The organism is Larkinella bovis (genome assembly GCF_042655385.1).
In the GTDB taxonomy this organism is placed as follows: domain Bacteria; phylum Bacteroidota; class Bacteroidia; order Cytophagales; family Spirosomataceae; genus Larkinella; species Larkinella bovis.
Map to the genome: position 1 here is coordinate 231,135 of NZ_JBHSMA010000005.1, position 26,369 is coordinate 257,503.

The 26,369-nt window shown below is 54.2% G+C and carries 23 protein-coding genes; 14 read left to right on the forward strand and 9 right to left on the reverse strand.

Translation table 11 applies throughout. From position 1 onward, the window contains the following. Positions 1-326: 326 nt before the first annotated feature. The 4 genes from ACFPMF_RS17425 to ACFPMF_RS17440 all read left to right on the forward strand — a co-directional run bounded on the left by ACFPMF_RS17425 (position 327) and on the right by ACFPMF_RS17440 (position 3,672). Complete coding sequence (locus tag ACFPMF_RS17425) at positions 327-1,610, forward strand: M20/M25/M40 family metallo-hydrolase (protein WP_379847583.1); 1,284 nt, start codon at positions 327-329, stop codon at positions 1,608-1,610. Between the two features lie 42 nt (positions 1,611-1,652). Then, a complete protein-coding gene (locus ACFPMF_RS17430) occupies positions 1,653-2,108 on the forward strand; it encodes an NAD(P)-binding domain-containing protein (RefSeq protein WP_379847585.1) in 456 nt (151 codons plus the stop codon). 41 nt (positions 2,109-2,149) lie between these two features. Further along, complete coding sequence (locus ACFPMF_RS17435; protein WP_379847963.1) at positions 2,150-2,824, forward strand: FAD-dependent oxidoreductase; 675 nt, start codon at positions 2,150-2,152, stop codon at positions 2,822-2,824. Between the two features lie 98 nt (positions 2,825-2,922). After that, complete coding sequence (locus ACFPMF_RS17440) at positions 2,923-3,672, forward strand: porin family protein (RefSeq protein ID WP_379847587.1); 750 nt, start codon at positions 2,923-2,925, stop codon at positions 3,670-3,672. Between the two features lie 86 nt (positions 3,673-3,758). Here the strand turns inward: ACFPMF_RS17440 and ACFPMF_RS17445 are convergent, their stop codons facing one another. After that, positions 3,759-4,832 carry a ScyD/ScyE family protein gene (locus tag ACFPMF_RS17445; RefSeq protein WP_379847589.1) on the reverse strand — a complete coding sequence of 358 codons (1,074 nt, stop codon included), beginning with the start codon at positions 4,830-4,832 and terminating at the stop codon, positions 3,759-3,761. Between the two features lie 591 nt (positions 4,833-5,423). Here ACFPMF_RS17445 and ACFPMF_RS17450 point away from each other — a divergent pair. The 5 genes from ACFPMF_RS17450 to ACFPMF_RS17470 all read left to right on the forward strand — a co-directional run bounded on the left by ACFPMF_RS17450 (position 5,424) and on the right by ACFPMF_RS17470 (position 10,123). Then, entirely contained in the window at positions 5,424-6,176 is a 753-nt protein-coding gene (locus ACFPMF_RS17450; protein WP_379847591.1) for a sensor histidine kinase, read from the forward strand. A gap of 93 nt (positions 6,177-6,269) precedes the next feature. Continuing rightward, positions 6,270-6,917, forward strand: a complete 648-nt coding sequence (locus ACFPMF_RS17455) for a response regulator (RefSeq protein WP_379847593.1) — start codon at positions 6,270-6,272, stop codon at positions 6,915-6,917. A gap of 127 nt (positions 6,918-7,044) precedes the next feature. Beyond that, a complete protein-coding gene (metF, locus tag ACFPMF_RS17460) occupies positions 7,045-8,004 on the forward strand; it encodes a methylenetetrahydrofolate reductase [NAD(P)H] (RefSeq protein WP_379847595.1) in 960 nt (319 codons plus the stop codon). 69 nt (positions 8,005-8,073) lie between these two features. Continuing rightward, complete coding sequence (locus ACFPMF_RS17465) at positions 8,074-9,579, forward strand: glycoside hydrolase family 32 protein (protein ID WP_379847597.1); 1,506 nt, start codon at positions 8,074-8,076, stop codon at positions 9,577-9,579. Positions 9,580-9,691: 112 nt separating this feature from the next. Then, complete coding sequence (locus ACFPMF_RS17470) at positions 9,692-10,123, forward strand: nuclear transport factor 2 family protein (RefSeq protein WP_379847599.1); 432 nt, start codon at positions 9,692-9,694, stop codon at positions 10,121-10,123. Positions 10,124-10,332: 209 nt separating this feature from the next. Here ACFPMF_RS17470 and ACFPMF_RS17475 read toward each other — a convergent pair whose 3' ends face one another. Further along, positions 10,333-10,659, reverse strand: a complete 327-nt coding sequence (locus ACFPMF_RS17475) for a HesB/IscA family protein (protein ID WP_379847601.1) — start codon at positions 10,657-10,659, stop codon at positions 10,333-10,335. Positions 10,660-10,842: 183 nt separating this feature from the next. Between ACFPMF_RS17475 and mce the strand changes: the two genes are divergently transcribed. Both mce and ACFPMF_RS17485 read left to right on the forward strand, forming a co-directional pair. Continuing rightward, on the forward strand, positions 10,843-11,247 hold the full coding sequence (gene mce, locus ACFPMF_RS17480) for a methylmalonyl-CoA epimerase (protein ID WP_379847965.1): 405 nt from the start codon (positions 10,843-10,845) through the stop codon (positions 11,245-11,247). Between the two features lie 128 nt (positions 11,248-11,375). Continuing rightward, positions 11,376-12,752: a cystathionine beta-synthase gene (locus tag ACFPMF_RS17485; RefSeq protein WP_379847603.1), complete on the forward strand. Its 1,377-nt coding sequence runs from the start codon at positions 11,376-11,378 to the stop codon at positions 12,750-12,752. A gap of 84 nt (positions 12,753-12,836) precedes the next feature. On the opposite strand, the gene rsgA is transcribed toward ACFPMF_RS17485, so the two are convergent. The 3 genes from rsgA to ACFPMF_RS17500 are packed head-to-tail and all read right to left on the reverse strand — an operon-like array spanning position 12,837 to position 15,482. Then, positions 12,837-13,763, reverse strand: coding sequence for a ribosome small subunit-dependent GTPase A (gene rsgA / locus ACFPMF_RS17490; protein WP_379847606.1), 927 nt, complete (start codon positions 13,761-13,763; stop codon positions 12,837-12,839). A gap of 53 nt (positions 13,764-13,816) precedes the next feature. After that, on the reverse strand, positions 13,817-14,203 hold the full coding sequence (locus ACFPMF_RS17495) for a GxxExxY protein (protein ID WP_379847608.1): 387 nt from the start codon (positions 14,201-14,203) through the stop codon (positions 13,817-13,819). A 31-nt stretch (positions 14,204-14,234) separates the two neighbouring features. Beyond that, positions 14,235-15,482: a 3-deoxy-D-manno-octulosonic acid transferase gene (locus ACFPMF_RS17500; RefSeq protein ID WP_379847610.1), complete on the reverse strand. Its 1,248-nt coding sequence runs from the start codon at positions 15,480-15,482 to the stop codon at positions 14,235-14,237. A 67-nt stretch (positions 15,483-15,549) separates the two neighbouring features. Between ACFPMF_RS17500 and ACFPMF_RS17505 the strand changes: the two genes are divergently transcribed. From ACFPMF_RS17505 to ACFPMF_RS17515, 3 genes are all read left to right on the forward strand, one after another. Then, positions 15,550-15,849, forward strand: coding sequence for a phosphoribosylpyrophosphate synthetase (locus ACFPMF_RS17505; RefSeq protein WP_379847612.1), 300 nt, complete (start codon positions 15,550-15,552; stop codon positions 15,847-15,849). 65 nt (positions 15,850-15,914) lie between these two features. Then, entirely contained in the window at positions 15,915-16,253 is a 339-nt protein-coding gene (gene ytxJ, locus ACFPMF_RS17510; protein WP_379847615.1) for a bacillithiol system redox-active protein YtxJ, read from the forward strand. A 259-nt stretch (positions 16,254-16,512) separates the two neighbouring features. Next, complete coding sequence (locus tag ACFPMF_RS17515) at positions 16,513-17,277, forward strand: GntR family transcriptional regulator (RefSeq protein WP_379847618.1); 765 nt, start codon at positions 16,513-16,515, stop codon at positions 17,275-17,277. Here ACFPMF_RS17515 and ACFPMF_RS17520 read toward each other — a convergent pair. The 4 genes from ACFPMF_RS17520 to ACFPMF_RS17535 all read right to left on the reverse strand — a co-directional run bounded on the left by ACFPMF_RS17520 (position 17,267) and on the right by ACFPMF_RS17535 (position 26,329). Then, the gene (locus ACFPMF_RS17520; RefSeq protein WP_379847621.1) at positions 17,267-17,980 is read right to left on the reverse strand and encodes an SGNH/GDSL hydrolase family protein; all 714 of its coding nucleotides are present in this window, start codon (positions 17,978-17,980) and stop codon (positions 17,267-17,269) included. The genes ACFPMF_RS17515 and ACFPMF_RS17520 overlap by 11 nt on opposite strands. Beyond that, a complete protein-coding gene (locus ACFPMF_RS17525) occupies positions 17,977-20,799 on the reverse strand; it encodes a glycosyl hydrolase (protein WP_379847624.1) in 2,823 nt (940 codons plus the stop codon). The genes ACFPMF_RS17520 and ACFPMF_RS17525 overlap by 4 nt, the downstream gene beginning before the upstream one ends. Position 20,800: 1 nt before the next feature. Then, complete coding sequence (locus ACFPMF_RS17530) at positions 20,801-23,638, reverse strand: glycosyl hydrolase (RefSeq protein ID WP_379847626.1); 2,838 nt, start codon at positions 23,636-23,638, stop codon at positions 20,801-20,803. Positions 23,639-23,818: 180 nt separating this feature from the next. Further along, positions 23,819-26,329 (reverse strand): hypothetical protein, encoded by a 2,511-nt coding sequence (locus ACFPMF_RS17535; protein WP_379847628.1) that lies wholly within the window; start codon positions 26,327-26,329, stop codon positions 23,819-23,821. Between the last annotated feature and the right edge of the window lie 40 nt (positions 26,330-26,369).

The following is a 26,369-nucleotide window of genomic DNA, read 5'->3' on the forward strand; positions in this document are numbered from 1 at the left end:
GTTTTTCGGTAGGAACATGGCAAGAATGGCCGAAAACGAAAAACCGCCTAGCTGCACCAGACTGCGAAGCAGGAGTAAACCTGTTGTTTTCATTAGTGAAGTTGTCGTGTGGTGTCGAAAGTGCGCGTTACGCAAAAGTACCGGCTGGTTTTCCGGGCAACGGAAGCCGCCGGATCGGTCGGACAAAAGGGGCGCAGCTGATCCAATAATGGAATGAAAGCGTGAATGATGGAACGGTATGGGCAACCGAAAACCGTTTTTCGGAAACGTGCGTATTTTTCCCCGATCCTTCTTAATTTGAGACGCAACCTGATGATTTTCACAACATGACTAAATTCTTACTCACCGCTTTCACGCTGCTCGGCCTCTTCGTCAAAACCAGAGCTCAATCGCTTGCACCCATTGAAAAAAAGATCATCGCAACCGCCCGGCAGCTTCAGCCCGAAACTGAGCGGTTTCTGGAAAAAACCGTCAACCTCAACAGCGGCACGCTCAATCTGGAAGGCGTTCGGGAAAACGGGAAATTGCTGGCCGCTGAGTTCGAAAAGCTGGGGTTCAAAACCGAGTGGGTGACGTTACCGGATTCCCTGAATCGGGCCGGGCACCTGGTCGCCACCCGCCAGGGCAAGCGCGGCAAAAAGCTGTTTCTGATCGGCCACCTCGATACGGTTTTTGAAAAAAGCCTGCCGTTCGATCCTTTTACGCGGGTCAACGATTCGACGGCAACGGGGCAGGGGGCCAACGACATTAAAGGCGGTAACGTGCTGATGCTGGCGGCTTTGAAAGCCCTGCACACCCACGGTTTGCTGGATGATGTGTCGATTACGGCGTATTTCACCGGCGACGAAGAAAGCAGCGGGGGCCCGGAAAGCCGCCGGGATTTCATCGAACGGGCGAAAAAATGCGATATCGCGCTGGCGTTCGAAGGGGCGCAGGGCCTGAATGTTGTGACCACCGGCCGACGGGGTTCGAGCAGCTGGACGCTTAACGTGGTTTCCCGCACCGGGCATTCGTCGCGGGTGTTCAGCGACCTGGGATACGGGGCCATTTTTGAAACTGCCCGGATTCTGAACGAATTCCGGCGCGTACTGGGGCAGGAGCAGTACCTGACCTTTAACCCCGGTTTGATTGTGGGTGGTTCGGATGTGAAGTATGACGAAAAATCGGCCCGCGCCGAAACATCCGGCAAAACCAATATTGTCGCCCCTTCGGCGCTGGTCAAAGGTGATTTGCGGTTTATTTCCGAAAAGCAGAAAGAAAGCGCCCGCGCCCGGATGCGGGAGATTGTCGAAAAGAGTCTGCCGATTACGAAAGCCACCATTACCTTCCAGGACGGAATTCCGGCGATGGAACCGTCTGAAAAGAACGAAAACCTGCGGGCGGTCGTCGATCAGGTTAGCCGGGATATGGGGCTGGGGCCGGTTCGGTCGGGTGATCCGGGTTCGCGGGGCGCGGGCGATGTGTCGTTCGTGGCCGAATTCCTGCCGTGTCTCGACGGGTTGGGCGCGTCGGGGAGGGGAGCGCACAGTATCGAGGAAGATATTAACCTGAAACAATATCCTTTGCTGATTCAGCGGACGGCGGTATTACTCTATCGTCTGACGCGTTAACGCGGGTTTATCGTTTGCCCGACCAAATCCCTTCTGTTTCCCATGAATCACGCTACCGAAACCCTGATTGTTGGGGCTGGCCCTTTTGGGCTGGGCCTGGCGGCTTATCTTCAAAAACGGCAACACGATTTCCGGATGGTCGGTTATCCAATGGAATTCTGGAAGCGCCATATGCCCGCCGGGATGTTGCTGCGCTCGGGGATCGAATGGCACCTCGATCCCGACAATCAATGGACCATCGAGCGGTTTTTGTCCGAACGCGGAACGTCGCGCGGGTTGGTCGAGCCGCTGTCGCGGGAGTTGTATCTGTCGTATTGCGAGTGGTTTATGCGTCGGGCGGAAATCCCGGTTCAGGAAACGTATGTTACCCAATTGGGCCAAAACGGGAACCATTTTCAGGCTACTCTGGCGGATGGCTCGAGCGTGCGGGCCCGGCAGGTGGTGATTGCCACCGGTTTTTATTCGACGCCCACATTCCGACCGGGTTATCGGAACTGATTCCGCCCGATCGGCTGCGGCACACCCGCGATGCGGTCGAGCTGGCGGCTTATCGGGGCAAACGGGTCCTGCTGGTGGGTGGTCGCCAGAGTGCCTTTGAGTGGGCGGCCTTGTTGCGCGAAGCCGGCGCGGCCCGCATCGACCTTAGTTACCGGCACGATACGCCCCAATTCACCCTTTCCGACTGGTCGTGGGTGGAGGCTTTGGTGGCGGGCATGGTCGATCAGCCCGGCTGGTTCCGGCATTTATCGGCCGGGGAGCAGGAAGTCCAGCGTCTTCGTCTCTGGACGGAGGGCCGGTTAAAACTGGAACCCTGGCTGGCTGACCGGATTTTTCAGCCAAACGTTCACCTGCATCCCCGGACGCAGGTGACGATGGTTTCCGAAAAACCGGGTGGTTTATCCGTGCGGTTGGACTCGGAGGAGGAACTGGAAGTGGATGAGGTCATTGCCGCCACGGGCTACCAGGTCGATATCCGGCGGTTGCCGTTTTTAAGCGAATCCCTGCTGGCCGGATTGCCCCTTGCCAACGGTTATCCGTTTCTGGATGAAGGGTTTCAGAGCCAGGTGCCCGGTTTGTATTTCAGCAGTTTTCCGGCGGGCTGGGCCTTCGGGCCGTTCTTTGGGTTTACGATCGGTGTCCGTGCGGCCTCCCGCATTCTGGGAGCCGTTTTGAGTAGAAGTTCGCCCGGATTGGCTGCCGTTGGAGCGGAATGACAAAAGGTTTCGGCCATTACTCCGCCGAAACCGCCAATCAAAAACCGTAAACCATTTACCCGGTAACGGGTTTATTCGATGTCCACACTCAACATCGTATGAACCGTATTTCTGTTTGCCGGGCGTTTGCACCGGTTTTATTGTTGCTGATGGCGCTGCCGCTGCGCGCCCAGTTAAAGCTCGACCTCGAATCAGGTGCCGTCCTCGGTACAGCGTACAACAACGTCCGGATTCTAAACCAGGGCGGAACGCTGGTCGATTTAGCGGACCAGCTCAGCGCCGACCCGAAAGTGTTTTTTCGGGCTCGGTTGTCGTATACCTTCGCCAATCGTCATACGATTTCGGCCTTGTATGCTCCCTTGACGGTTCGTTACAAGGGTGATTTTAATCAGGATGTCAATTTCAATAACGTGCTTTTCCCGGCGGGTCAGCCAACAACGGCCTATTACAAGTTTAATTCCTACCGGCTGACCTACCGCTACGATTTTGTAACGACGTCCCGCTGGCGGCTGGGCGCCGGGCTCACGGCTAAAATCCGCGATGCCAACATCCGGTACGAGAATGAAGCCCGGCAGGCCAGTTTCGATAATGTGGGCTTTGTGCCGTTGCTGAATTTTTACGCAGCTTATACGCCCGGCAACCGCTGGACGGTTTTGCTGGAAGGCGATGCGCTGGGGGCACGGCAGGGCCGGGCTGAAGATATTTTCCTGGGGGCCGCTTACCGGATCACGCCCGGAATCGGTCTTAAAGTAGGATACCGGGTGGTCGAGGGCGGTGCCGACAGTGATGAAGTGTATAACTTTACCTGGATCAATTATGCCTCGGTGGGCGTGTTGCTAACCTTATGATTCGGGCCAAAACCGGTTCTAAGGGTACTAAAAACGGCACCCCTGATTTGGTCAGGGGTGCCGTCGGGAGATCGTGGCAACAAGGCTTAAAGTGTGGCAATTACTTTTATGACTTTGCCATCTGTGGCACTAGTTAATACGATATAATAGGTATCGGCTGCATTGCTACGCAGAATATCGACGGGATTAGAGCCGGTAAGATCAAGCAGGGTTTCGTTCGGATCGTCACCGCTGGCCACTAGACCCAAAATTGGCGGACCGGCTGCCTGAAACCCAAACTCCGTTACGAGGGGTTTTTTATCGGGTGATAATTCAATGTCCGTCAGCGTCGTAAATCCGGTTTTATAGCTCGAAACCACACCGGTGGCACCACCATAGGTTACGTGGTAGATCGTCGCTATATTAGGATGAAAAGGAGCTCCGGTCAGGGAGGTAACCCAGAATTTTGTGCCGTCAAAAACAATACCGGTGGGCACCACATCGCCCGAGAACGGTTTCGGACTGGTGGTTATGTCCGGAAATGTCGCATAAATCGATAAGGCTTTCGTGTCTTTATTCCGACGGATGATGGCGTTGGCTCCCGCATCAGCAATGTATAGATCCCCATCCGGCCCGAAAATCAGGTTATACGGGTTGGAGTCCGGGTCATCCGGAGCATTGGGATGCTCACCTTTAACGTAGGTGCCAATATCTTCCGAAGCCAGCGCACTCGCCGAAAGAGGAGCCGTTACACCCGGAACAAAAGAAGATACATCGGCAATGTAAAGCCGGTCGGTAACACCGTGCAGGATGTAAAGTTTCCCATCTTTAAGCGCCAGGTGGTTAAGACCTTCCGGGCCACCTTCCGGACTCTGTGCGGAAACAAACCCGGTGATAACGGGAAAGATACTCCCGGACGGCGTAATGACCGAAACCTGACCACTGGCTGGACTAGCGGTACCGCTTCCGGCTTCCGTAATCCACAGATACCCTTTGGTATCTTCGACGATACCAATCGGCGATTTCAAATTGGAAACTACTGTACTTTGCAGTGCCAGTTTTTTGGGGCTGGGGAATGCATGATCCTGAATCGCTTTAAAACAACTGGTAACGCCAAAAATCAAGCCGCTGACAACCAGAAGCGCCAGCATGGATCGGAACGTAGAACGCGCAATCTTCATAAGTGAGAAATGGTTAGAGTGAATATTAAGCGGTATTGGGGAACGGAATCTGATGACTAAGGGTGCGGTTGCAAGTTAGCCCAGCCCGAAAGTCGGACTACCTATTGTTTGTTCTATGGTGACATTTTTTGATGGTAAAACAGTCATTTCGACGGATGAACCGTTTTAGTCGTTGCACCGGTGACTTTTAGTTGCAAATTATTCAAATTCAGTCAGTAGTATTCCCTAACTTATTTTATGGCCTCTCTTTTATCTGTAGAAACTGCAGTGAATCTGTCAGGCCGTCCGGGAGCCGGTTGTGCATGGGACGAGAATTTAAGTTACCACCGTCGCGTGTGAAATACCTTACGGTAACTCTCCATTCCGCGTAACGGGATGCTTTCTCCAACCAGCGTTACCTGTCAATTTATTCTTCGAAATGTGAGTATTTTTTCCTTTTAGTGCAGAAAATTCGTATCCTTACTACCTGTTTCTGCCGCGGTCTTGTAGTGCAGGATTCTTACTCAACGGTATGGCTTGTTAGTGCCCGAAGGAATGGTAGAAGTCTTCCAGGAAACCGTGTTATCGTCAAATTCCGTTTTAGTTATTGTATTGATAGGGCTCATTGCTGTATCACTTGGTTTTATCCTCCTGCGCCGTCAACATCGACGCCAGCAGGCACAACAACGATTTGAGGCATTCCGTGAGCGGGAAGTCCTTCGGTCACAGCTTGAAATTCAGGATCATACCCTCCTCCAGACGCACCTGGAGCTGCAAACCCACCTGCATCCCCGGCTCGCGCAGACGCGGGCTCGCCTGGAAACCCTGGCGGAACAATGGATCGAATCGCCCGAGCGGCCTGCACTAACCGAAGCCGTTGAAATGCTGAAACAGGCGGAGGAAGAGGTTGACCGGTTGGCCCAATCGCTCGACAGGAATAGGGGCGACGAGTGGGGACTACAGAAACGGTTGTCGCTTGAACTGGAACGGGCCCGGCACCTGGGCGGTTTTCTGACCCAGTTTCAGTGCATTGGCCAGCCCTATGCGCTGGGGGAGCCGAACGAAACCCTGCTGTTCCGACTGGCGCAGGAGTTGCTCCACAACGCCATGACGCATTCCGGGGCAACCCAATTGACGGTCCATATCGATTTTGATCCTGAAAATTTGATTCTGATTATTACCGATAATGGCCGCGGCTTTGACCCGGACGCCGTGGCGCAACAGTCGCCCGATTCATTGTCTTCGGGTTTAGAGCGTGTCCGGCAACGGATTCAGCTTGTGCAAGGGGAGTGCATTCTGAACAGCCAGCCGGGCTGGGGAACACGGGCAGAAATTCGATTTCCGCGTCCGGGCAGCGGGATTTGAACGGTGAGTAAAATTACGGATTGAAAACGCGAAATAATACTTGCATAGTATTGGGATTTCGCTTAATTTCAGGCCCTTACTAAGCTCTGCCCCGTGAAAACCTCTATTGCAATTGTTGATGATCACCGCTTGATAGCGCTGGCGCTGGCCGACCTGATTCGGAAATTTGACAATTACGAAGTTACCATTGTTGCCGATAATGGTAATGATCTGATCCGGCACCTCAACCGGGGTGAAAAACCGGATATTGTGTTGCTGGATATTAGTATGCCCGAGATGGATGGCTACGAAACGGCAGCCTACCTGAAAGAACGCTGTCCGACTATTAAGGTCATGGTGCTCTCGATGTTTGACCGTGAGGAGAACATTGTCCGCATGGTTCGCCACGGCGCGCGCGGGTATCTGCTCAAAGGATGCCGGCCCGACGAACTGCGTCAGGCGCTCGATGACCTCCGCCGGAAAGGGTATTACTATTCCGACTTTATGACCGAACGGTTGATCCGTAACCTGACCTCTGCCGAACCCAGTATGCCGACCGCTTATTTCAAGTTCAGCGACCGCGAACATGCGTTTCTGAAAATGGCTTGCAGCGATCTGACCTACGCCGAAATCGCCGACAAAATGTGCGTCAGTGCCCGCACGGTGGACGGCTACCGTGAAGCTATTTTCCAGAAAATGCAGGTTAAAAGCCGGGTCGGAATGGCCCTTGAAGCCGTGCGCTGGGGCCTGGTCCAATTGTAACCCGATTATCTCCGATTTTTCCCGTACTTTTGTGCCCTGTACGGCTGGGTGGTAACTACAGCCGTACAGGGTTTATTTTTCGGCGCTGGAAAACCCGGGCCGGTCAACTGTTCCAATAATACACCACATGGCTAAAGTCGCTGATCACATCCGTCGCGCAAACGGAAAAACGATCTTTTCAATTGAAGTAATTCCCCCCATCAAAGGCGATAACCTCAAAAACCTGTTAGACAACATCGAACCGTTGCTGGAGTTCAAACCGCCGTTTATCGATGTAACCTACCACCGCGAAGAGTATATCGAACGGCCCGAACCCGACGGCACAATCCGGAAAATTATCACCCGAAAACGCCCCGGAACGGTGGGCATCTGTTCGGCCATTCTGCACAAGTTTGGCGTCGATCCGGTGCCGCACGTTTTATGTGGCGGTTTTACGAAGGAAGAAACCGAGGATTTCCTGATTGACCTGCATTATCTGGGCATCGACAATGTGCTGGTGTTGCGGGGGGACCCGGCCAAACCGTTCGACACCTTCAAGCCCAAAAACAACGGTTATTCCTACGCCAGCGAACTGGTGGCGCAGGTTGCCAACATGAACCGGGGCATTTACCTGCACGATAGCGATCACACCATGACGCCCAGTGATTTCTGCATTGGGGTGGCAGCTTATCCCGAAAAACATTTCGAAGCGGTCGACCACGAAACCGACTTTAAGTACCTGAAACTGAAAATCGATAAAGGTGCCGATTATATCGTGACGCAGATGTTTTTCGATAATCAGAAATACTTTGATTTCGTGAAACGCTGCCGGGAGGCCGGTATTACCGTGCCGATCATTCCGGGGCTGAAACCGCTGAGTACCCGCAAACAACTGCAGGTGTTGCCGCGTTTATTTCACCTGGAAATGCCCTCCGACCTGGTCCGGGCGGTCGACGCCTGCGACAACGATGCCCAGGCGCGGCAGGTCGGTGTTGAATGGTGTATTCAACAATGCCGGGAGCTGACCCAGGCGGGCGCGCCGGGGTTGCATTTTTATACGATGGGTAAATCGGATAATATTGTCCAAATTGCGCGGGAAATCTTTTGATAGAAGGCTCGGCTTATCACTGCTGGTAAGCCGGTCCTTTCCAAAACCGCCCCTAAACTCCACATCGCCATGAAGTTTCCGTTTGTTGGTTTGCTTTTCTGTCTGGTTACCAATATGATGTCGAGTTTTGCGCAGGATACGGTTTATAATCAGCCTTACCGCCCGCAGTACCATTTTTCGCCCCGCATCAACTGGACCAATGACCCCAACGGCCTGGTCTACCACGACGGCGAATACCACCTTTTTTACCAGTATAATCCGAAAGGCATTCGCTGGGGACACATGACGTGGGGCCATGCCGTGAGCCCGGACCTCTTTCACTGGAAAGAATTGCCGCCCGCCATTGCCGAAGACGAGAAAGGCATGATCTTCTCGGGGAGTTGCGTAGTCGATACCAAAAATTCGAGCGGTTTTGGCAAAAACGGACAGGTCCCGATGGTGGCCATTTATACCAACCACCGCGAAACCAACCAGAGCCAGCATATCGCCTACAGCCTCGACCGGGGCCGGACCTGGACGAAGTTCGAAGGAAACCCGGTCATTGATCTGAACCAGAAAGATTTTCGCGATCCGAACGTGTTCTGGCACGAACCGTCCAAACGCTGGGTAATGAGCGTTGTGTTACCGACCGAAAAAAAGGCGCTTTTCTATAGTTCGCCCAACCTGAAAACGTGGACCAAAACCGGTGAGTTTGCGTCGGCCGATTCGCCGGGCAACATCTGGGAGTGTCCGGCCCTGCTCGAAATTCCGGTGGCCGGCTCGAAACGGACGAAATGGTTACTGCTCATTTCCATCGGGGCCGGAACGCCCGCCGGTGGTTCGGGGATGCAGTATTACATCGGCGACTTCGACGGCAAAGCATTTCGGAGTGATTTCAAACAGGGCGACGTGCGGTTTGTCGATTACGGCAAGGATTATTACGCGGCCATTACTTACAACAACACGCCCCGCAAAATCAGTCTTGGCTGGCTCAACAACTGGCAGTATGCCAACGACATTCCGACCAATCCGTTCCGGGGCGCCATGACCTTGCCGCGCGACCTGAAAATTGTCCGGGGTAACAATGGCTACGAACTCCGGCAGGAAGTGGTGAAGGAAATCCGCCCGCTGACCTCGGATAGTTTTCAATGGCGGGGGATGGATACCCGCGAATTGAACCGCAGTCTGGATTCGAACCGCATCAAGGGCGATACGTATGTGCTGACGTTTGAGGCCGAGCTGAACACTGCCGAACTCGGTGCGAAAGTGCGGAAAGGCGCGGGAGAAGAAACCGTAATCGGTTATGATCCGGTCAAACAGGAGGTGTACGTTGATCGTACGCGTTCGGGCAAAACCGCCTTCAAGAAAGAATTTCCGGGGCGGTTTTCGGCCCCGTTGAAGCGGGAGGACCTGGCGAATGGCCGAATCAACATGCAGCTTTTCGTGGATCGTTCGTCGGTCGAGGTGTTTGTCAACGACGGTCAGGTGACGCTGACGAACCTGATTTTTCCGAAACCGGATAGCCAGGGTTTCGAGTTTTTCGGCGACGGTTTTCGGGCCGTCACCATCCGGAACATCGAGTCGGTCTGGCCGTAGTAATGCTCTGATAGGATTACGCAGCTGAAAGAATGAAGCAGGATTAGCTACTGCAATCTTATTTTATATCTTAGCTGATCCTTTCATCTGTAGACTCCTCGTTCAGAAAGTTATGAAACCCTTCCTCTTTTTTATCGGCCTATTGATCAGTTCATTCACTTTCGCGCAAAATTCCGCCGACGAAAAAGCCGTGCTGGCTGTCGAAAAACAGCGGTTTGATGCGCAGGTAACGAGAGACTATGCCGTGTTGGAAAAAGTATTGGGCGATGACCTGATTTACACCCATTCGAACGGAAACCAGGATACCAAACAATCGTATATTCAATCGCTCAAAGACGGCAAACAATCCTACGAAGCCATTGGTATTCAGGAGCAAAAAATCAATTTGTACGGAAATACGGCGGTGATTAGTGGCATTTGTCTGGTGAAAGCCACCAACAACGGCCAGTCCATCAATTCCAAACTCCGCTATACCGACGTATACGTCAAAAAAGGGAAACAATGGCAGATGGTGGCCTGGCAATCGCTGAAGTTGCCGAATTGAGGACCATTGCTTTATAAGAATACTACAGAAACCGCAGCATGAAGGCGTTTGTGTTACTGATTGGGTTGTGGGGGTTATCCGGAAAGGTTGCCGGAAAACCGGTGTCGGTTAACTACAACTTACCCGTGTCGTTTCCACGAAGGAAAAAGTAAAAAAGGCACCGCGTGGAAGCCGACGGTGCCTTTAAACAATCCTAATCAAGAAAAATTTTAGACGGAGAAGCTTTCTCCGCAGCCGCAGGTCCGGCTGGCGTTGGGATTCTTAAATTGAAACCCTTTGCCGTTCAGACCGTCGGAAAAATCCAGTTCCGTGCCGGCCAGGTAGAGCAGGCTCTTGCGGTCGACGTAGATTTTAATGCCTTTGTCTTCCACGATATGATCCGTGGGTTGCTGGGCCGTATCGAATTGCAGGTCGTACATCAAACCGGAGCAGCCTCCGCCCTGTACGGCTACGCGAATGGCGTAATTATCATCCAGGCCATCTTTCTGGCGCAATTCAACAATTTTATCTTTCGCTTTTTCCGTTACCGAAACCATGGGAATACGTCGTATTTGAACACTAAAGTAAAAACCGTACAGCGAAAAGAAAAGTTTCTTCAAAAACTCCGCTTAACTCCGCTGTTCTCTGCTTAACTCTGCGAAATAACTCCTTAACTTGGCCGGGAACTAGAACGCTGTTTCGCGGACAGTAGCAGAGGACAGCGGAGTTAAGCGGAGAAAATAATGACGAATGTAGAGCATATTGGCATTGCGGTAAAAAGCCTGACGGTTTCCAATGCCTTGTTTACGAAGTTGTTGGGCGAAAAGCCGTACAAAAGCGAAGCCGTCGAATCGGAAGGGGTGACTACCTCATTCTTCAAAGTCAACCAGACCAAGATCGAACTGCTGGAGGCCACCCACCCCGACAGCCCGATTGCGAAGTTTCTGGAAAAAAAGGGCGAAGGCATCCACCACCTGGCGTTTGAAGTAGGGGACATTTACGCCGAAATCGAGCGCCTGAAAGCGGAAGGGTTTACCCCGCTGAACGAAACCCCCAAACGGGGCGCCGACAACAAGCTGGTGTGTTTTCTGCACCCCAAGGAGACAAACGGCGTGCTGGTGGAGTTGTGTCAGGAGATTGTCTGAACTGGGATTATACGGATGAAAGGATTTGAAAATGCTGAAGCGCTTTTCCATTCCCATAGTCCCGCTCCTTCAACCATTTCCACCAGCAAGTCGTTACTTTTCTAATGAACTACTAAACCACACAAACCATGAAGTATTACAATTCGATCATCGACACCATCGGCAACACCCCCCTGGTGAAGCTGAATAAGGTCACAAAGGGTATTCGGGGGACGGTTTTGGCGAAAGTCGAATACTTCAACCCCGGCAACTCGGTGAAAGATCGTATCGCCATCCGGATGATTGAGGACGCGGAGAAGGCCGGAATCCTGAAACCCGGTGGCACCATCATCGAAGGCACCAGCGGCAATACCGGTTTCGGGCTGGCGCTGGCGGCCATTGCGAAGGGCTACAAGTGCATTTTCACGATGGCCGATAAACAGTCGAAGGAGAAAATCGATATTCTGCGGGCGGTGGGGGCCGATGTGGTGGTGTGTCCGACCAACGTGGAACCCGACGATCCGCGCTCGTATTATTCCGTGGCCAAGCGGCTGAACCGCGAAATTCCGAATTCGTTATATCCCAACCAGTACGATAACCTCTCGAATACGGCGGCCCATTACGACACCACCGGACCGGAAATCTGGCGCGATACCGAAGGGGAAATTACCCACTTTGCCGCGGGCGTCGGCACGGGCGGGACCATCTGCGGTACGGCCAAATTCCTGAAAGAGCATAAACCGGGGGTCGTGACCGTCGGAATCGATACCTACGGGTCGGTGTTCAAAAAGTACAAGGAAACCGGTATTTTCGACGAGCGCGAAATCTACCCGTACCTGACGGAAGGGATCGGAGAGGACATTCTGCCGCAAAACGTCGATTTTAGTCTGATCGACCATTTCGTGAAAGTAACCGACAAGGATGCCGCCATCATGGCCCGGCGGTTATCGAAGGAGGAAGGGCTTTTTGTGGGCTGGTCAACGGGGTCGGCGGTGCACGGCGCGCTGGAATGGGCGCGTGAGCACCTGACCGACGAGGATGTGCTGGTCATTTTGCTGCCCGACCACGGCACGCGCTACCTCGCCAAAATCTACAACGACACCTGGATGAAAGACCACGGTTTTCTGGAGTCGCGCGAATTTTCGACCGCCCGCGACATCGTCCGGAGTAAAAACGGGAAGGGAGCGTTAACAACCGTTGGCAAGGACCTGAAAGTGGGCGACGCGATCCGGCTGCTCAACCAGCACAGCATCTCCCAAATACCGGTTACGGATACGGAGGGCGAAATTGTCGGCAGCCTGACCGACTCGACCATTCTCAGCAAACTGATCGAAGACCCGACCGTGAAAGACCTTCAGGTAGGCGAGGTGATGGACAAACCGTTCAAGTTTGTCGCGCTCGATAATACCGTCGACGTGCTGTCTTCACTCATCGACCGCGACAACAAGGCCCTGCTCGTCCGCGACGAAAACCAGCAGGTTCATATCATCACCCAGGCCGACCTCCTGGCCGCCATTACAAATTAAGAGGGATGAGTGAAGAGTTATGAGTTGGCTCCGCCGTTACCTAACCATATGGCAGCGCCAACTCATAACTCTTAATTCATCACTCTATTTCCGGTTATCTTCGCCCGATACCATGCCGATGTAGCTCCAGTAGCGGCTTTCGGCGATTTCGCCTTCGTTGACGGCTTCTTTGATGGAGCAACCCGGTTCGTTGATATGCAGGCAGTTATGAAACCGGCACTGATTCAGGCGGTCGCGCATTTCGGGAAAATAATGGCTGATTTCTTCTTTTTCCATATCGGCCAGGCCCAGTTCCTTGATACCCGGCGTGTCGATAATGAAGGTGTTAGGGGCTATCTCGAACATCTCGGCGAAGGTCGTCGTATGAACGCCCTTGTTGGCGAAGGTTGACACTTCATTGGTCCGGAGTTGAAGATTCGGGGCTACGGCATTGACCAGCGACGATTTGCCGACCCCCGAGTGACCCGATAACAGACTGATTTTCTGGTCGAGCAGAGCGCGGAAAACGTCGACGTTGGCCCCTTCCGTAGCGGAGGTTTCCAGGCAGTCGTAGCCGATGTGTTCGTAAAGGGCAATAATTTCCTGCTGGTAGTCCAGCGCTTCGTCTTTCAGAATATCGGCTTTGTTGAACACCAGCGTCGTCGGAATGCGGAACGATTCGGCCGTGACCAGAAACCGGTCGATGAAGCCCAGCGAGGTGCGCGGGAACGCCAGCGTGACAATCAGCACGGCCTGGTCGATGTTGGCGGCCAGAATGTGGCCGTGGGCGGTTTTATGGACGGATTTGCGGATGATGTAGTTTTCGCGTGGTTCGATGTCGGTGATGACGACGGTGTTTTCCGTTTCGTCTTCCAGTTCGAACTGCACCCGGTCGCCGACGGCAATCGGGTTGGTGACTTTCAGACCCTGGATCTTGAATTTGCCTTTTAGCCGGGCGCGGTAAATGTGTCCGTCGTTGTTACGAACTTCGTACCAAGAGCCGGTGGAGCGTATGATTAAGCCGGTTTGCAAAGTTGGAGTTATGGGGTTGTTACACAGGGTTAATCAGAGAACATCGGAGTTGATCAGGGTTTAAATGCGGGGTTGACCACTTGACGAACTCCATCTTTTAACAAAGTAACGTGAAAATTGATTAGCAATCCTAGATGAAAATGACCCAATTTCAGGTACGTTAATGTCTGAGCGAGATGCACATCGGTGAGTTGCTCGACGGTTTTCAGTTCGACGACTACTTTTCGTTCCACCAGCAAATCCATCCGATACCCGTGATCCAGTCGAACTTCTTTGTAAATAATAGGCATCGGTTTTTCCCGTTCAACGAATAAACCGTATTCCGACAGTTCATAGTGCAAACATTCCTGGTACGCCGATTCCAGCAAACCCGGTCCCAGCGCCCGATGGACCTCAATCGCCCCCCTAATAATCTGATACGACAACTTACTATCCTCCATATTTACTCTGCTTAACTCTGTTAACCTCCGCTTAACTCTGCGAAACAATTGTGTCCTTCACAATCTCCATCACTTTAGACGTAGCGCCGGTATTCAGAGTAACGTAATCACCAGAAATCGCAGAGGCCTTCGACGGGTCCTCATAAAGCCGCCGAAAAACCGTCTCGAGCGAAGCGGAGTCCGTCACCGGAAAAGCCGCCCCGGCCTTCACCAGGTCAACCGCTTCCTGAAACTTTCCGTAATTGGGCCCAAAAAACAGCGGCATCCGGAACGTGGCCGCTTCCAGGATATTATGCAGCCCTTTCCCAAACGCACCCCCGACGTAGGCAAACTCGCCGTACTGGTAAAGCGACGAGAGCATGCCGACGTTGTCGATGATAAGATGCTGAAACGACGCAAGATCCGTCGGCGTCGTAACTTCCGAAAACCGGATGTTGTGGCCGGGAAGCTGCGTCCGCCAGCGTTCGATTTCGTCATCGTGAATTTCGTGGGGCGCAATGATCACTTTCAGCGCCCGGTCGAAGCGGTTCAGAAACGGAATCAGTACGTCCATATCGGCCTGCCAGGCGCTGCCAACCACCAGCAGTGGTTTTTCGTCCTTGAACGCCCGGGCCACCGGAATGTCTTTCCGCGCGTCGGCCACCTGCTGCACCCGGTCGAAACGCGTGTCGCCCGCCAGCGTTACCCGAGTGATGCCGATGCTGTTCAGCAACTCGACCGACGCCCGGTTCTGCACCAGAATGTGGTCGAAAAACCGCAGAAACGAGCGGTAAAAACCGCCGTACGGCTTGAAGAAAATCTGGTCGGGCCGGAAAATGGCCGAGAACGAAATGATCGGCGTGTGCCGGTTTTTCAGTTCCCGCAGGTAGTGGTACCAGAATTCGTATTTGATAAAAAACGCGATGGCCGGTTGGGTAATCTCCACAAATTGCCGGGCGTTTTCGGGCGTGTCGAAGGGCAGGTAGACAATGAAATCGGCTCCCGCATAGTTTTTCCGAACTTCGTAACCCGATGGAGAAAAGAAGGTGAGCAGAATTTTATAAACGGGATACTGCGCCCGAAAGGCTTCCATCACCGGACGACCCTGCTCAAATTCACCGAGGGAAGCCGCATGAAACCAGGCAATGGGTGCGGTATTATCGGCCAATTTTGCGTTAATTTGCCCCACCCAATCCGTCCGGCCCTGCACCGCCAGCCGGGCTTTGGGGTGAAAGAGCGACGCGACCCGGAGTGCAGCCTGATAGAGTCGGATGGAGGTCGTATACAGTGTAGAAAGCAAGTGATAAGTTGTTGATTCGTGGCCGTAAAACTACAAACTCAATCGGTATCTTTTAACGTATACAGCTATGCAAACCTACGACACCCTCGTTGAAGCCCTCGACGATCTGACTAAAAAAGGCTATACGCTCGATTTTAATCTGGCTACCGATTGCCTGGTTTGCCGCACTCAAGACCTGCAACTCCGCCCCGAACAATTCCACATTGTGGCCGTGTTCCGCTTCGAAGGCATGAGCAATCCCGACGATAATACGGTTTTATACGCCATCGAATCGACAGACGGCCAGAAGGGCACACTCGTCAGCGCCTACGGTCCCTACGCCGATGAGATGTCGGGCGAAATGGTGGAAAAATTAAAAATTGCCTGATCCGGCGCGAAACTTTTTTGGGGTTATCTGGCTTATATGCTCGTAGTTACGTGTGAACAAGCATTATGAACTGGAACAAACTGCAAGACAACGCCCAAGTAGCCCAAATCAAACAGGAGTCGGCCGAACAGCCGGTATTGATTTTCAAACACAGCACCCGCTGTTCCATCAGTTCGACGGCTCTGAGCCGTTTGGAACGCAACTGGAGCGATTCAGTCGGGATTAAACCGTATTACCTGGATCTGATTGCGTATCGCCCGGTGTCGAGCCAGGTGGCCGAAGAGTTTGGCGTCGATCATCAATCGCCCCAGGTTTTGCTGATTCATAACGGTGAATGCATTTACGATGCGTCTCATTTCGACATTTCATTCGATGACCTGAAGCAACAGGCCGTCTCGGTATAATCCAAAAACCGGCTTCGTAATCAGCGCTTGCGTCCTTCCAGGATCGGGCGCTTTTTTGTTGCCATGACCCCGTTATCAGCGCGTCGTTTCACGAACGAAACGAGAACCGCGGTTTGAAAATGACACGCTCCCCGAACAGATAGGTTCCCCGGGGTTTGGCGCTTTGGTCAAGACTGCCGTAATTTAGTTACTGATTTGTCGTCCGGTTATCCAGTTTCGACTCCCGGATGGGGAACGGTTTTATCAGGCACCAGCAACAATGAAATCAAAATTCGTTTCGATCAGCGACAGCATTATCGAAAAGATTAAAACCGGCGAATTGCAGCCGGGCGATCAGATTCCTTCCGAAAATGAATTGATTAAGCATTTCCAGATTAGCAATACGACGGCGCGGAAGGCCCTGCTCGAAATTGAATCGAAAGGCTGGGCCAAGCGCATCAAAGGCAAAGGGACCTACGTGCTGAACCGCACCGAAGATCACCACCTGGTCCGGACGCTGGGGTCCATTTATGCCACCCGGCGCGGGTTTCACGACAGCCTGATTGCCGAAGGGTTTACGCCCAAAAATATCGTGCTGGAAAAAACGATTCTGGAAGAAGGAATTTCGTCGGAAATAAACGGTCGGCATTTTATCATCGATGGGCCAGTCATGAAACTGCATCAACTGCGGTACGCCGACGAATTATTGATCAAAGATGAAGTGAAGTATATTTCGCTGAATCTATGCCCGAAAATCAACCGGATGCCAACCGAAGTGTCCTATTTTAAGGTGTACGAAGACACGTATCACCTGAAAATCGACGAGGTGCAGCAGACACTCGCGGTGACAATCATGCAGCCAAATACCAATAATTTTGAGATTGCGAAACCCACCCCGGCCTTTGTCCTGGATAGTGCGGTAATCTGCACGGGTGAAAAAGTGGTTGAAATAGAACAGTCCTATTACCACGGCGAGAAGTATAAATTTGCCGTGATTGCCAGCCCCGAACACGATCACCGGCCCGTCAGCCCAATTACTTCCTGAACCACTTCAGGAGTTCATCGACAATGAGTTGGTGCCCGGCCCGGTTCGGGTGGTTGACGTGCGACATATACTGAGGAAGTTGCCCCTGAGCCGTCACTTTTTTAAACTGCGCGTACGAATCCACCAGCCCGATCCGGTGCGTTTCGGCCAGTTGGATGATCTGGTTGGTATGCTGTTCGAGCGGATTGCCGGCCGCCAGAATATCGACCCGCTGGTCCGTCGAGGGCGTCAGCAGAATGACTTTGATGTTCTTGGCCAGCGCCGACTGAATCATTTTCTCCCAGGCTTCCCGGGCTTTCTCCAGCCCCGCCCCCCGGTCGTTGAGGGCGTAGTCGATGAACAGCACATCCGGTTTGTGAACGAGCACATCGCGCTCAAATCGCTCCTGACCTTTCAGGGAATTTTCTCCACCGATGGCCGTCACGATCACGTTGATCACCGCGTACGGATACTGTTTCTTTAATTCCGCCAGCAGCAGGTTCGGGTACGATTCCAGCGTGTGGACTTCATGATTATGCCAGTATCCGGCCGGTACCGAATGCCCGTGGAACACCAGGTTGATCGTGCGGTTTTTGGGCCATTGAACGTCAAGTTCCTTTTTGAGATCGGCCAGATACGTTTGGGCCTCGGCGGGACGTTGGGCGTTGACCGTCCCGGCGATGCCTAGCCATACGGCAACCAGAAAGCTACTAATTTTCTTCATTTTACGGACTGTGGTTTAATCGTCTGAATCGTGACCGGTCCCAGCAAACCGGATTCGATGAGCGGAACCTGTTTCCAGGGCGTACCCCGGTACCCAATCGAAATATTGGTTTTGGTGAATTTTTCGCCGGTCAGGGCATCACCCGTCAGCCGGTTCGACCAGGTGTTGGCCACCTCGATTTTCAGGGTGTTCTCCCCGGTTTTGACCCAATTCGTAATGTCAAACCGGTAGGGTTCGGTCCAGGCAATACCCAGGTGCTGACCGTTCAGCCAGACATCCGCAATTTCCGAAATTCGACCCAAATCCAGCCACACCCGGTCGTTGCGCCCGGCATCGACCGGCGTCGAAAACCGGAACGTTTTTTCGTAGGTTCCGATGCCCGAAAAATACCGGATGCCCGGTGTCTCGGATTCGGTCCACGACAGCAGCTTCGGCAGGGTGACCGATGCCGGAGCGCCCCAGTTTTTCGGGAATGTCAGTTGCCAGGGGCCTTCGAGGGCCTGGACGGTTACGGTATTGGTCAGTCGTGTTGCGCTGGTGGTAACGTTGGTCAGCGCCACCGTCCCGGATTCGAGCAACCGGAAGCCGGTGGGCGTGTATTCCAGCCTCGGTAGGTTCGCATTCGTTGCCACCACATCCGTGTAGCGCGCCCGGGACGCTGATTTCTTGAAAACGACAAAATACGCCCCGTAGGGAGGCAGGCTCAGCGGCAGGCTCAACGCCTGTTTGTCCTGCCGGAAAATCGAAACCGGCACGGTTTCGCCCGTCACCGGATTCCACAGCTCCGGGGTTTTGCCCACCTGCCGGAACGAAAACCGGCTCGATAGCCATTGGTTGGTGGTGTTCCGAACGAGGTAAAAATCGGTTCCCAGGTGCTGGTAATGAATAAAATCAAAAGCGGTCGAAACCGGGTCCGAATGACTGAAATCCGGGCCGATGTGGCGGTTTTTCAGCAAGGCTAATGGCGTTTCGGCGGAAAAACCGGGGCCACTGATCACCGCTCCCTGCCGGGCGAGTTGTTTCAGCTTGCCGACCACGGCGGGTGGCAGCTTCTCATTCGGCGGAAGGGCCAGAATGCTGAACGTCGCGCCGTTGGATAACGCCAGTTTTCCGTTCCTGACGCTCAGGTCGTTCAGCAGAATTTCCGTGTTGATGATTTCGTAATCGTAGCCCGGCCCGACCGTAAACCGGCTGTTTTTGGACGGGACGAAATTCGGGACCTGATCGCCATAATACTGCAGCACATCGGCCACGAAAGCCGTGTTTTGCAGCACGTGCGAAATCCGGCCGAGGTAATCCGTGAACGGTTTTACTTTCGGCCACCAGGTTTGCTTCGTGTTGAAATGGGTGCCGGCCCCGTACACAATACCGGGAAAAATGGTGCTGTCGGGGTTGTGGCTGAACCCGTGAATCACCACCCGGTTCATGCCTTCGCAGAACGCCCGGTCGGCAATGGGTTTGAGATCGAACGGCCCCTCCTGCCAGTGGTGAAAACTCGTAAACGATTCTTCTTCCACCATCCGACGCTTGTAGATGTGCGCGGCAGCCGCCACTTCCTTCACCAGCCACATGATATCCACGCTGTCGGCGTCGTAATAGTGATACCGGCTCCAGAACTCCCCGCGCGGCACGTCCAGCGAGCCCAGTGCCTTGAGCGTCTCGACCGGCACGTTATGCAGCGGAGGCCCCGGGCCGCCCGCTTCCGATGCCAGTTGCAGGCCGTACTGGTTGGCAATTTCCCGGCCTTTCCGGTAATGATTCTGAATCATCAGTTCCGACAGGGTTCGCTTGAAATCCTGCTGAAACCGCGCTGCTTGTTCCGGGCTCAGGGCGGTTTTGTCGAACAGCGCCGGCAGGAATTTGGCGATCGAATACCCGTTTAGCTGCTGGAACTTCGCCGGTAACGACGGCGTCCAGACAAAACCGGTGGCTTCGTAACTCGCCAGGTAAAGGGTTTTCAGGGCGGTTTTGGAAAAATCACCGAAGAGCGGTTTCAGCCGGTCGATGAAATACCGGAAATGGGCGCGGGTGGCCGTCGAATCAAAATGATCGATGATCGGCCCGGCAGACTGGGGACTGGGCAGTTTCAGCGGCTCACCCGAATTCGAACAGACGTAGCGGTAAATGTCCCACTGACCGGCCGGGGCTTGCCAGTTCAGTTGTTCGGTTTTGGGATCGAAAAAGGCCGACACATTGATAATCTGGGCCGTATCGAGTCCAGATTGCCGACCGGCGGGCAGGGCCACCACGGCAATTTCCTGGTGGAAAACCGGTTTTCCGTCCGCTCCGAATTCGATCAGCAGGGGTTTTCCTTTGGCATCGGTTTTAGCGATGGTCGGAAAGGGAAGGGGAAGGGGTTTTCCGGTGGCACCGTCGGTGGTGGTTTTGGAGAAATAAATCGATTTGGCCGCGTGCTGGGGCGTTATCCAACTGCCGCCCGCGTTCCAGCTACTGGCCAGGTTCAGCCCTACGTCCATGTTCCGGCGCGTGGCTTCGCGAATGGCAATTCCGATGGCCTTCAACGATTCGGAACTCAGGAAAGGCGGCCCGGCTTTTACCAGGCCATTGGGGTTGTTGGCGGGCGGAACCCCGATATCGAAAATATCGAATCCGCCAATACCGGCCTCGTGCATGGCCCGCAGCTCGTCTTTCAGCCGCAGCGTATCGACATGGCCGTTCAGCCACCACCAGTAGATTTTAGGCCGGGCCTGAGCGGGCGGGTTTTTGAAACCGTCCCGAATGAATTGCTCCGACGGTTGCTGCGCCCGCAGGTGGCCGGCCAGCAGCCAGAAGACCCCAAAGAACAAGCGAAATTTCATGTTATCGAACGATTTTTACGGTCTGAATGGTTACCGGCCCCAGCAAACCGGATTTGATCAGCGGCAATTCGCCCCAGGGTACCAGGTTTTTGTTGGCCTTCGTGATGTTGGTTTTGGTGAATTTTTCGCCGGTCAGGGCGTCGCCCGTCAGCCGGTTCGACCAGGTATTGGCGACTTCGATTTTCAGCGTGTTGTCGCCCGGTTTGACCAGATCCGTGATATCGAAGCGGTACGGTGGCGTCCAGACAACCCCCAACGGCTGGTTATTGAGCCACACTTCACCCACTTTTGAGAGGTTCCCCAGGTCCAGGTAGAGCCGCTGGTTATCAGCGGCTTTAGAGACAGGTTTGTAGTCAAAAGTTTTTTGGTACGTCGCCGTTCCCGAAAAATACCGGATACCCGGCGTGTCGGATTCGGTCCACGACAGCAGCTTCGGAAAGGTTGCCGACGCGGGCGCACCCCAGCCCTGCGGGAACGTAAGTTGCCACGGGCCATCCAGCGGCACGGCGGGCAAATCCGTATGGATCTGTTCGAAACCACTCTCTTTTCTAACCTCAAAATCCCCGGCCTGAAAAAAGGCCAGACCGTGGGGGGTAAATGCCAGAGCCGGCGGATTCGGGCCGTTTCCAACCAGTTCATTCGCGTGAGCGGGGGCGGTTTCTTTCGAGAAAACGACCAGAAACGCAGCGTAAGGTGGCAACGACACCGGCAGGTGAATACGCCCTTCGTCCTGTCTGTAAACCGTGACCGGCACCGTTTCGCCCGAAACCGGGTCCCAGATTTCCGGGGTTTTATCCGATTGCCGGAACGAGCAATTCCGGGAAATCCATTGGCCGGTGGTGTTGCGAATCAGGTAAAAATCCACCTCGCCGGTTCGGTAATGAATGTGATCGAGGGGCGTTTCGCGCTGATCGGCTTTCTGGTCGGCATAACTGAAATCCGGCGGCACGTTCAGCGCCTGCAAGACCGGCAACGCCGGTTTTCGGTCGACGAGCCTGGCGCCCTGCGCGGCCAGCCTGTCCAGTTTTTTCCGCACATCCGGCGGGGTGCGGCCTTCGGTGCCGATGCTCAGAACCTTGTATCGCCCGACGCCCGGCAGCACCCACTCGCCCTTTTCGACGGTCAGATCCCGCAGCAGCACTTCCGTGTTGATGACTTCGTAATCGTAGCCCGGGCCCACGGCAAACCGGGTGTTTTTGGGCGGAACCAGGTTCGGAACGTTGTCGCCGTAATACTGCAGCACATCGGCCACGAAGTCGGTTTTTTGCAGGATGAACGAAATCCGGCTGAGGTAATCGTTGAACGGTTTGATTTTCGGCCACCAGGGGCTGCGGTCGTTGTAATGCGTTCCGGCGAAGTAGGCGATGCCGGGATGCCCCATTTCCGCCGGATTGTGCGGAAAACCGTGAATGACGAGCCGGTTCATACCCTCGCAGAACGCCCGGTCGGCCAGCGGTTTCAGGTCAGACGGCCCTTCCTGCCAGTCCCAGTAACTCGTAAACGACTCTTCCTCCACGATTTTGCGTTTGTAAATGTGCGAAGCGGCCGCGATTTCCTTTACCAGCCAGATCATGTCCACGACACTGTCTTTGTCGTTTTCCAGGAAAAACGTGCGGTTGTACCAGTACTCGCCCCGTGGCACATCCAGCGAGCCCAGCGCCTTTAGGGTTTCGACCGGAATATGGTGCAAGTGCCCCGGTCCGCCCGATTCCGAGATGATTTGTAACCCGTGGGCGTTGCAGATTTCCTTCGATTTGCGGTAGTGGTTGTTGATCATCAGCTCCGACAGGGTTTTGTCGAAATCAAACTGAAAGCTTTCAGCCAGTTCGGGCCGGTACCATTCTTTGTTGAAAATGGCGGGCAGAAACTTGTAAAGGTCGTAACCGTGCAGGTTCCGGAAAGCCGCCGGGAGTGTAGGCGTCCAGGTAAATTCCTTGGCTTCGTAACTGGCCAGGTACAAGCTTTTTAGTGCGCTTTCGCGGAAGTCACCGATCAGCGGTTTTAGCCGGTCGATGAAATACATGATGTGCATCCGCGTGGCCGTCGAATCGAAATGGTCGATGATCGGCCCGACCGATCTGGGCGTCGGCCGGATCAGTTGTTCGCCCGAGTTGGAGCAGATGTAGCGGTAAATGTCCCACTGACCGGCGGGGGCTTGCCAGGTCAATTGGTCGGTTTTGGAATCGAAAAAAGCCGAAACGTTGAGGATTTTCGAGGTGTCGAGCTGCGACTGCGATCCGGCGGGCAAGGCGATCACGGCAATTTCTTCGTAATAAGCCGGTTTTCCGTCAGGTCCGTACGCAATGGGCCGGGGCTGGCCTTTCTTGTCGGGCGTAATCGTCGGGAATGGCAGTTTCACGGATTGATGACCCGTTCCGCCAAGCGTGGTTTTGGAGAAATAAATGGTTTTGGCCGCGTGTTGCGGTTTGACCCAGCTGCCGCCCGCGTTCCAGCTACTGGCTAAATTCAGACCGACTTCCAGCCCCAGTTGGCCAGCTTCCCGAATCGCCAGGTGGATGTTCCGCAGCGATTCGTCGCTCATGAACGCCGGCCCCGCCGGAATGATTCCGTTGGGGTCGCTGGCGGGTGGCAAGCCGATTTCGAACAGATCGACCCCACCCAGTCCCGCGTTTTTGATGGCGAGGAGTTCCTGTTTCAGCCGCAGCGTATCGACATAGCCGTTCAGCCACCACCAGTAGACTTTGGGCCGGACCGTGAGGGGCGGATTTTTGAAGCCCGCTTTGAGGGTGGCATAACTGACGGTTTCAGGTTCGCTGCTACGGCAGGAAAACAGTAAAACGGCTAGTCCGACTCCCAGGAAGAAGGGTAGGAATTTCATGATCCAAGAATGAAAATAGGTTTAGGAATGCTGTTCAGACGTTGAAATCCTGAACTCCGCTATGGCCGACTGGTCATCGGCCGCCGTTCGTTACAGGCGACGCTGGATTTTAAATCCGGGACAGTTGGGTCGGGATTACAAATCCCGACCAGCCTACGCCATTTCCGCCCGGCTCTTACTTCACCAGGCTGCGACCAGATCGCCGGTGACGTTTTCCACCACGTAGTGTTTGCCGTATTTCGGGTCACCGGTTTTAAACGCCGTATGGCCTTTTTTCCACGGATACCCCGAATTAACGTACACATGCAGATCTTTTTCGGTAACATCAGCATCGGCGTAAATCCGCACCGTCGCGTTTTTCAGGCCCGTTACCTGGATGCGCCGTTCGATGCCTTTTTCGCCGGAATGAATTTCCTGACAGGAAATCATCCCGTCGGGTTGATCGACGAAGATGCGGCTTTCGCGGTGCCAGGCTTTGGGCATCGGATACACCGAAAAACCGTTCGCCAGTTCGGTTTCGTAGCCGATCAGCAGGGGAGCACCCTGCGCCAGCCGGAACCGCTGCGTGATGGTGGTGTTGGGCGAATAGCCGGAAAAGAAAAAACCGTTGTCGCTGCGGGCGATGGTCAGAACCGGGTTTTTAACCGAGGGATTTCGTTTGTCGATCCGGTAATCCAGCCCGAATTCCTTCAGTATATACCGCATCAGCAACGGTCCCGTAAATAACTGTTCGGGGTTGTCGGGTGTCAGCAGCTTGCCGCCGGTAAATTTGCTCGAGTTGGTACCGCGCACGTAGGCTACTTTGCCGCCTTTCCACTCCGGTTTTTCGCGCACCCAGACCACATCGCGTTCGTGGCTCCCCTGCGTCATTTTCGCCAGAACCTTCGTGGCCTTTTCCGTTTTGTTTTTCACCACGGAGGTGATGCCACCGCCCGAAAACAGCGCCTGATGCACGATTTTCGTGGGATAGGGTTTGGTTAACTGATCGGCTGTAATTGACGAGCTGACCTGAAATTCTCCTTCCACTGCACTCGTATTCTGTAAATTCAGGAGAGTCAGAAAAGCCGGCCCGGCATGGTTGGCCGGGCCGTACACCAGCAGTTTTCCGCCATTCTGGACGAAATCGATCAGCGATTTTTCGAGTTTCGAACCGGCTTCCGGCACGATGGAAACGAGCGTCGATTCGTTGAAAAAAGCCGGTTTGGTCGCAATAACCGACTGGAACGAGCCCGTCGAAATGATGGTATTCAGCGGAAAACCGTTGTTGATAGCCTGTCGGATGAGCCAGTCGCCGTAGTAAATTTCCGGCAACCGATCCGGCTGTTTATACGCCCAGTCGTGGTATTCGTCGAACGGATAGACCCAGACCAGCGGCCCCGGGGCTGTCGGTGAATCGTAGCGGGCCTTCAGAATGTGGGGCGTTACTTCGTCGGGCACCTGCGTCGGCAGTTCACCGAACGAGTTGTCGATGCTCAGGAAATTCAAGTGCGTCGGGAGCCGGATTTCGCCTTTCGCGTTGATGCGGGCCACCGACATCGGCAGGTAAATGTCGTGCGGTTCGCGGCCGTAGCGGTCCAGCCACGGGCTGTTGACCCACCACGGATCGTGCGTGTAATACCGGAACAGATACCGCTCGTCGGGCAGTTCGGCCATGCGCGACATGTAACCAACCATTTCCAGCCCGAAATCACCGTCGAGGGCGGCCCAGGGCGAGTTCGGCGGGGGCAGCATGTTGTAGCGCCCGTTGTAAATCTGCTTTAGATCGACGCCGTCGCGGGCCAGATCCGCGCCGGTGGAGAGGTTTGTTCCCCGCGTCTGAATCTGAAAATCCGGGCATTCTTTCCGGAACAGCTTCCAGAAATCGGCAATCAGGGCTTTGGTCGTCGCCAGTTTTTCGGGTAAAAACGCCTTGCCCGTAAACGTCGCGCCCGTTGAAGACCAGCCTTCCACCCCGAAGCCAAACCCGTTGCTGAGCCAGATGTAATCGTAGCCCAGATCCTTCAGGAAATGCTGGCTCTGTCGGCCCAGAAACGTCCCGAACGGCGTGTTGGCGGGAATTCCGTTCGGAAAACCGGCGTACGAATCGGTATCGGCGTTCAGCGTCGAATAGCAACTCACCATCGTTTTATGGCCCATGGCATTCCCGCCCAGAATTTCGGGATGCTTTTTGTATTTGAACTCCGACTTGGCAAACTCCGGCCCCGGATCGAAGGTGGCGCCGATGCGGACGGGCTTGCCGGTAATCCGCTGGCCGGTTTCTTTCAGGGTTTGAATGATGAATTTCAGGTCGCCGTACGTAAAGGCGGGCGGGTTTTCGATGTACAGGTACGCGCGTTCGTGCAACGACAACTCCTTGGGGCCGGAACCGACTTCGTGCTGTGTATTCGGATTGCCGATGTACTTTGCCCATTCCAGCGGCTGGTCGAGTTTTCCTTTGTAATCCAGGATTTCGGAGCCGTCCGACGTCCAGAGCATCACCGAAACCGTGTCGGTATGCCGTAGCAGCGCGTGCCACTGCGTAAACATTTCCGTCGCCACCTGCTGAATGTACGCCTTATCGTTTTTCTTGAACGGTTTGAGCGACGTTTCCAGCGTGATGTTCTGGAACGGTTTTCCTTTCAGCGTGGAGTTGTCCAGATTCGGGGTGTCGAAGCTGAACAGGAGCAGGGTTAGGAGGGGGAGTAAGCGCATACGTTTTGAGAAAAGGGCTGTTACACAGGGTAATCAGAGC

Bases quoted from the DNA above. Each gene is read 5' to 3' on its own strand.
- ACFPMF_RS17465 (WP_379847597.1), top strand. From the start codon at position 8,074: ATGAAGTTTCCGTTTGTTGGTTTGCTTTTCTGTCTGGTTACCAATATG.
- ACFPMF_RS17470 (WP_379847599.1), top strand. From the start codon at position 9,692: ATGAAACCCTTCCTCTTTTTTATCGGCCTATTGATCAGTTCATTCACT.
- ACFPMF_RS17440 (WP_379847587.1), top strand. From the start codon at position 2,923: ATGAACCGTATTTCTGTTTGCCGGGCGTTTGCACCGGTTTTATTGTTG.
- ACFPMF_RS17430 (WP_379847585.1), top strand. From the start codon at position 1,653: ATGAATCACGCTACCGAAACCCTGATTGTTGGGGCTGGCCCTTTTGGG.
- ACFPMF_RS17445 (WP_379847589.1), bottom strand. From the start codon at position 4,832: ATGAAGATTGCGCGTTCTACGTTCCGATCCATGCTGGCGCTTCTGGTT.
- ACFPMF_RS17535 (WP_379847628.1), bottom strand. From the start codon at position 26,329: ATGCGCTTACTCCCCCTCCTAACCCTGCTCCTGTTCAGCTTCGACACC.
- ACFPMF_RS17505 (WP_379847612.1), top strand. From the start codon at position 15,550: ATGCAAACCTACGACACCCTCGTTGAAGCCCTCGACGATCTGACTAAA.
- ACFPMF_RS17515 (WP_379847618.1), top strand. From the start codon at position 16,513: ATGAAATCAAAATTCGTTTCGATCAGCGACAGCATTATCGAAAAGATT.
- ACFPMF_RS17520 (WP_379847621.1), bottom strand. From the start codon at position 17,980: ATGAAGAAAATTAGTAGCTTTCTGGTTGCCGTATGGCTAGGCATCGCC.
- ytxJ (WP_379847615.1), top strand. From the start codon at position 15,915: ATGAACTGGAACAAACTGCAAGACAACGCCCAAGTAGCCCAAATCAAA.
- ACFPMF_RS17530 (WP_379847626.1), bottom strand. From the start codon at position 23,638: ATGAAATTCCTACCCTTCTTCCTGGGAGTCGGACTAGCCGTTTTACTG.
- ACFPMF_RS17525 (WP_379847624.1), bottom strand. From the start codon at position 20,799: ATGAAATTTCGCTTGTTCTTTGGGGTCTTCTGGCTGCTGGCCGGCCAC.
- ACFPMF_RS17475 (WP_379847601.1), bottom strand. From the start codon at position 10,659: ATGGTTTCGGTAACGGAAAAAGCGAAAGATAAAATTGTTGAATTGCGC.
- ACFPMF_RS17425 (WP_379847583.1), top strand. From the start codon at position 327: ATGACTAAATTCTTACTCACCGCTTTCACGCTGCTCGGCCTCTTCGTC.
- ACFPMF_RS17495 (WP_379847608.1), bottom strand. From the start codon at position 14,203: ATGGAGGATAGTAAGTTGTCGTATCAGATTATTAGGGGGGCGATTGAG.
- ACFPMF_RS17485 (WP_379847603.1), top strand. From the start codon at position 11,376: ATGAAGTATTACAATTCGATCATCGACACCATCGGCAACACCCCCCTG.
- metF (WP_379847595.1), top strand. From the start codon at position 7,045: ATGGCTAAAGTCGCTGATCACATCCGTCGCGCAAACGGAAAAACGATC.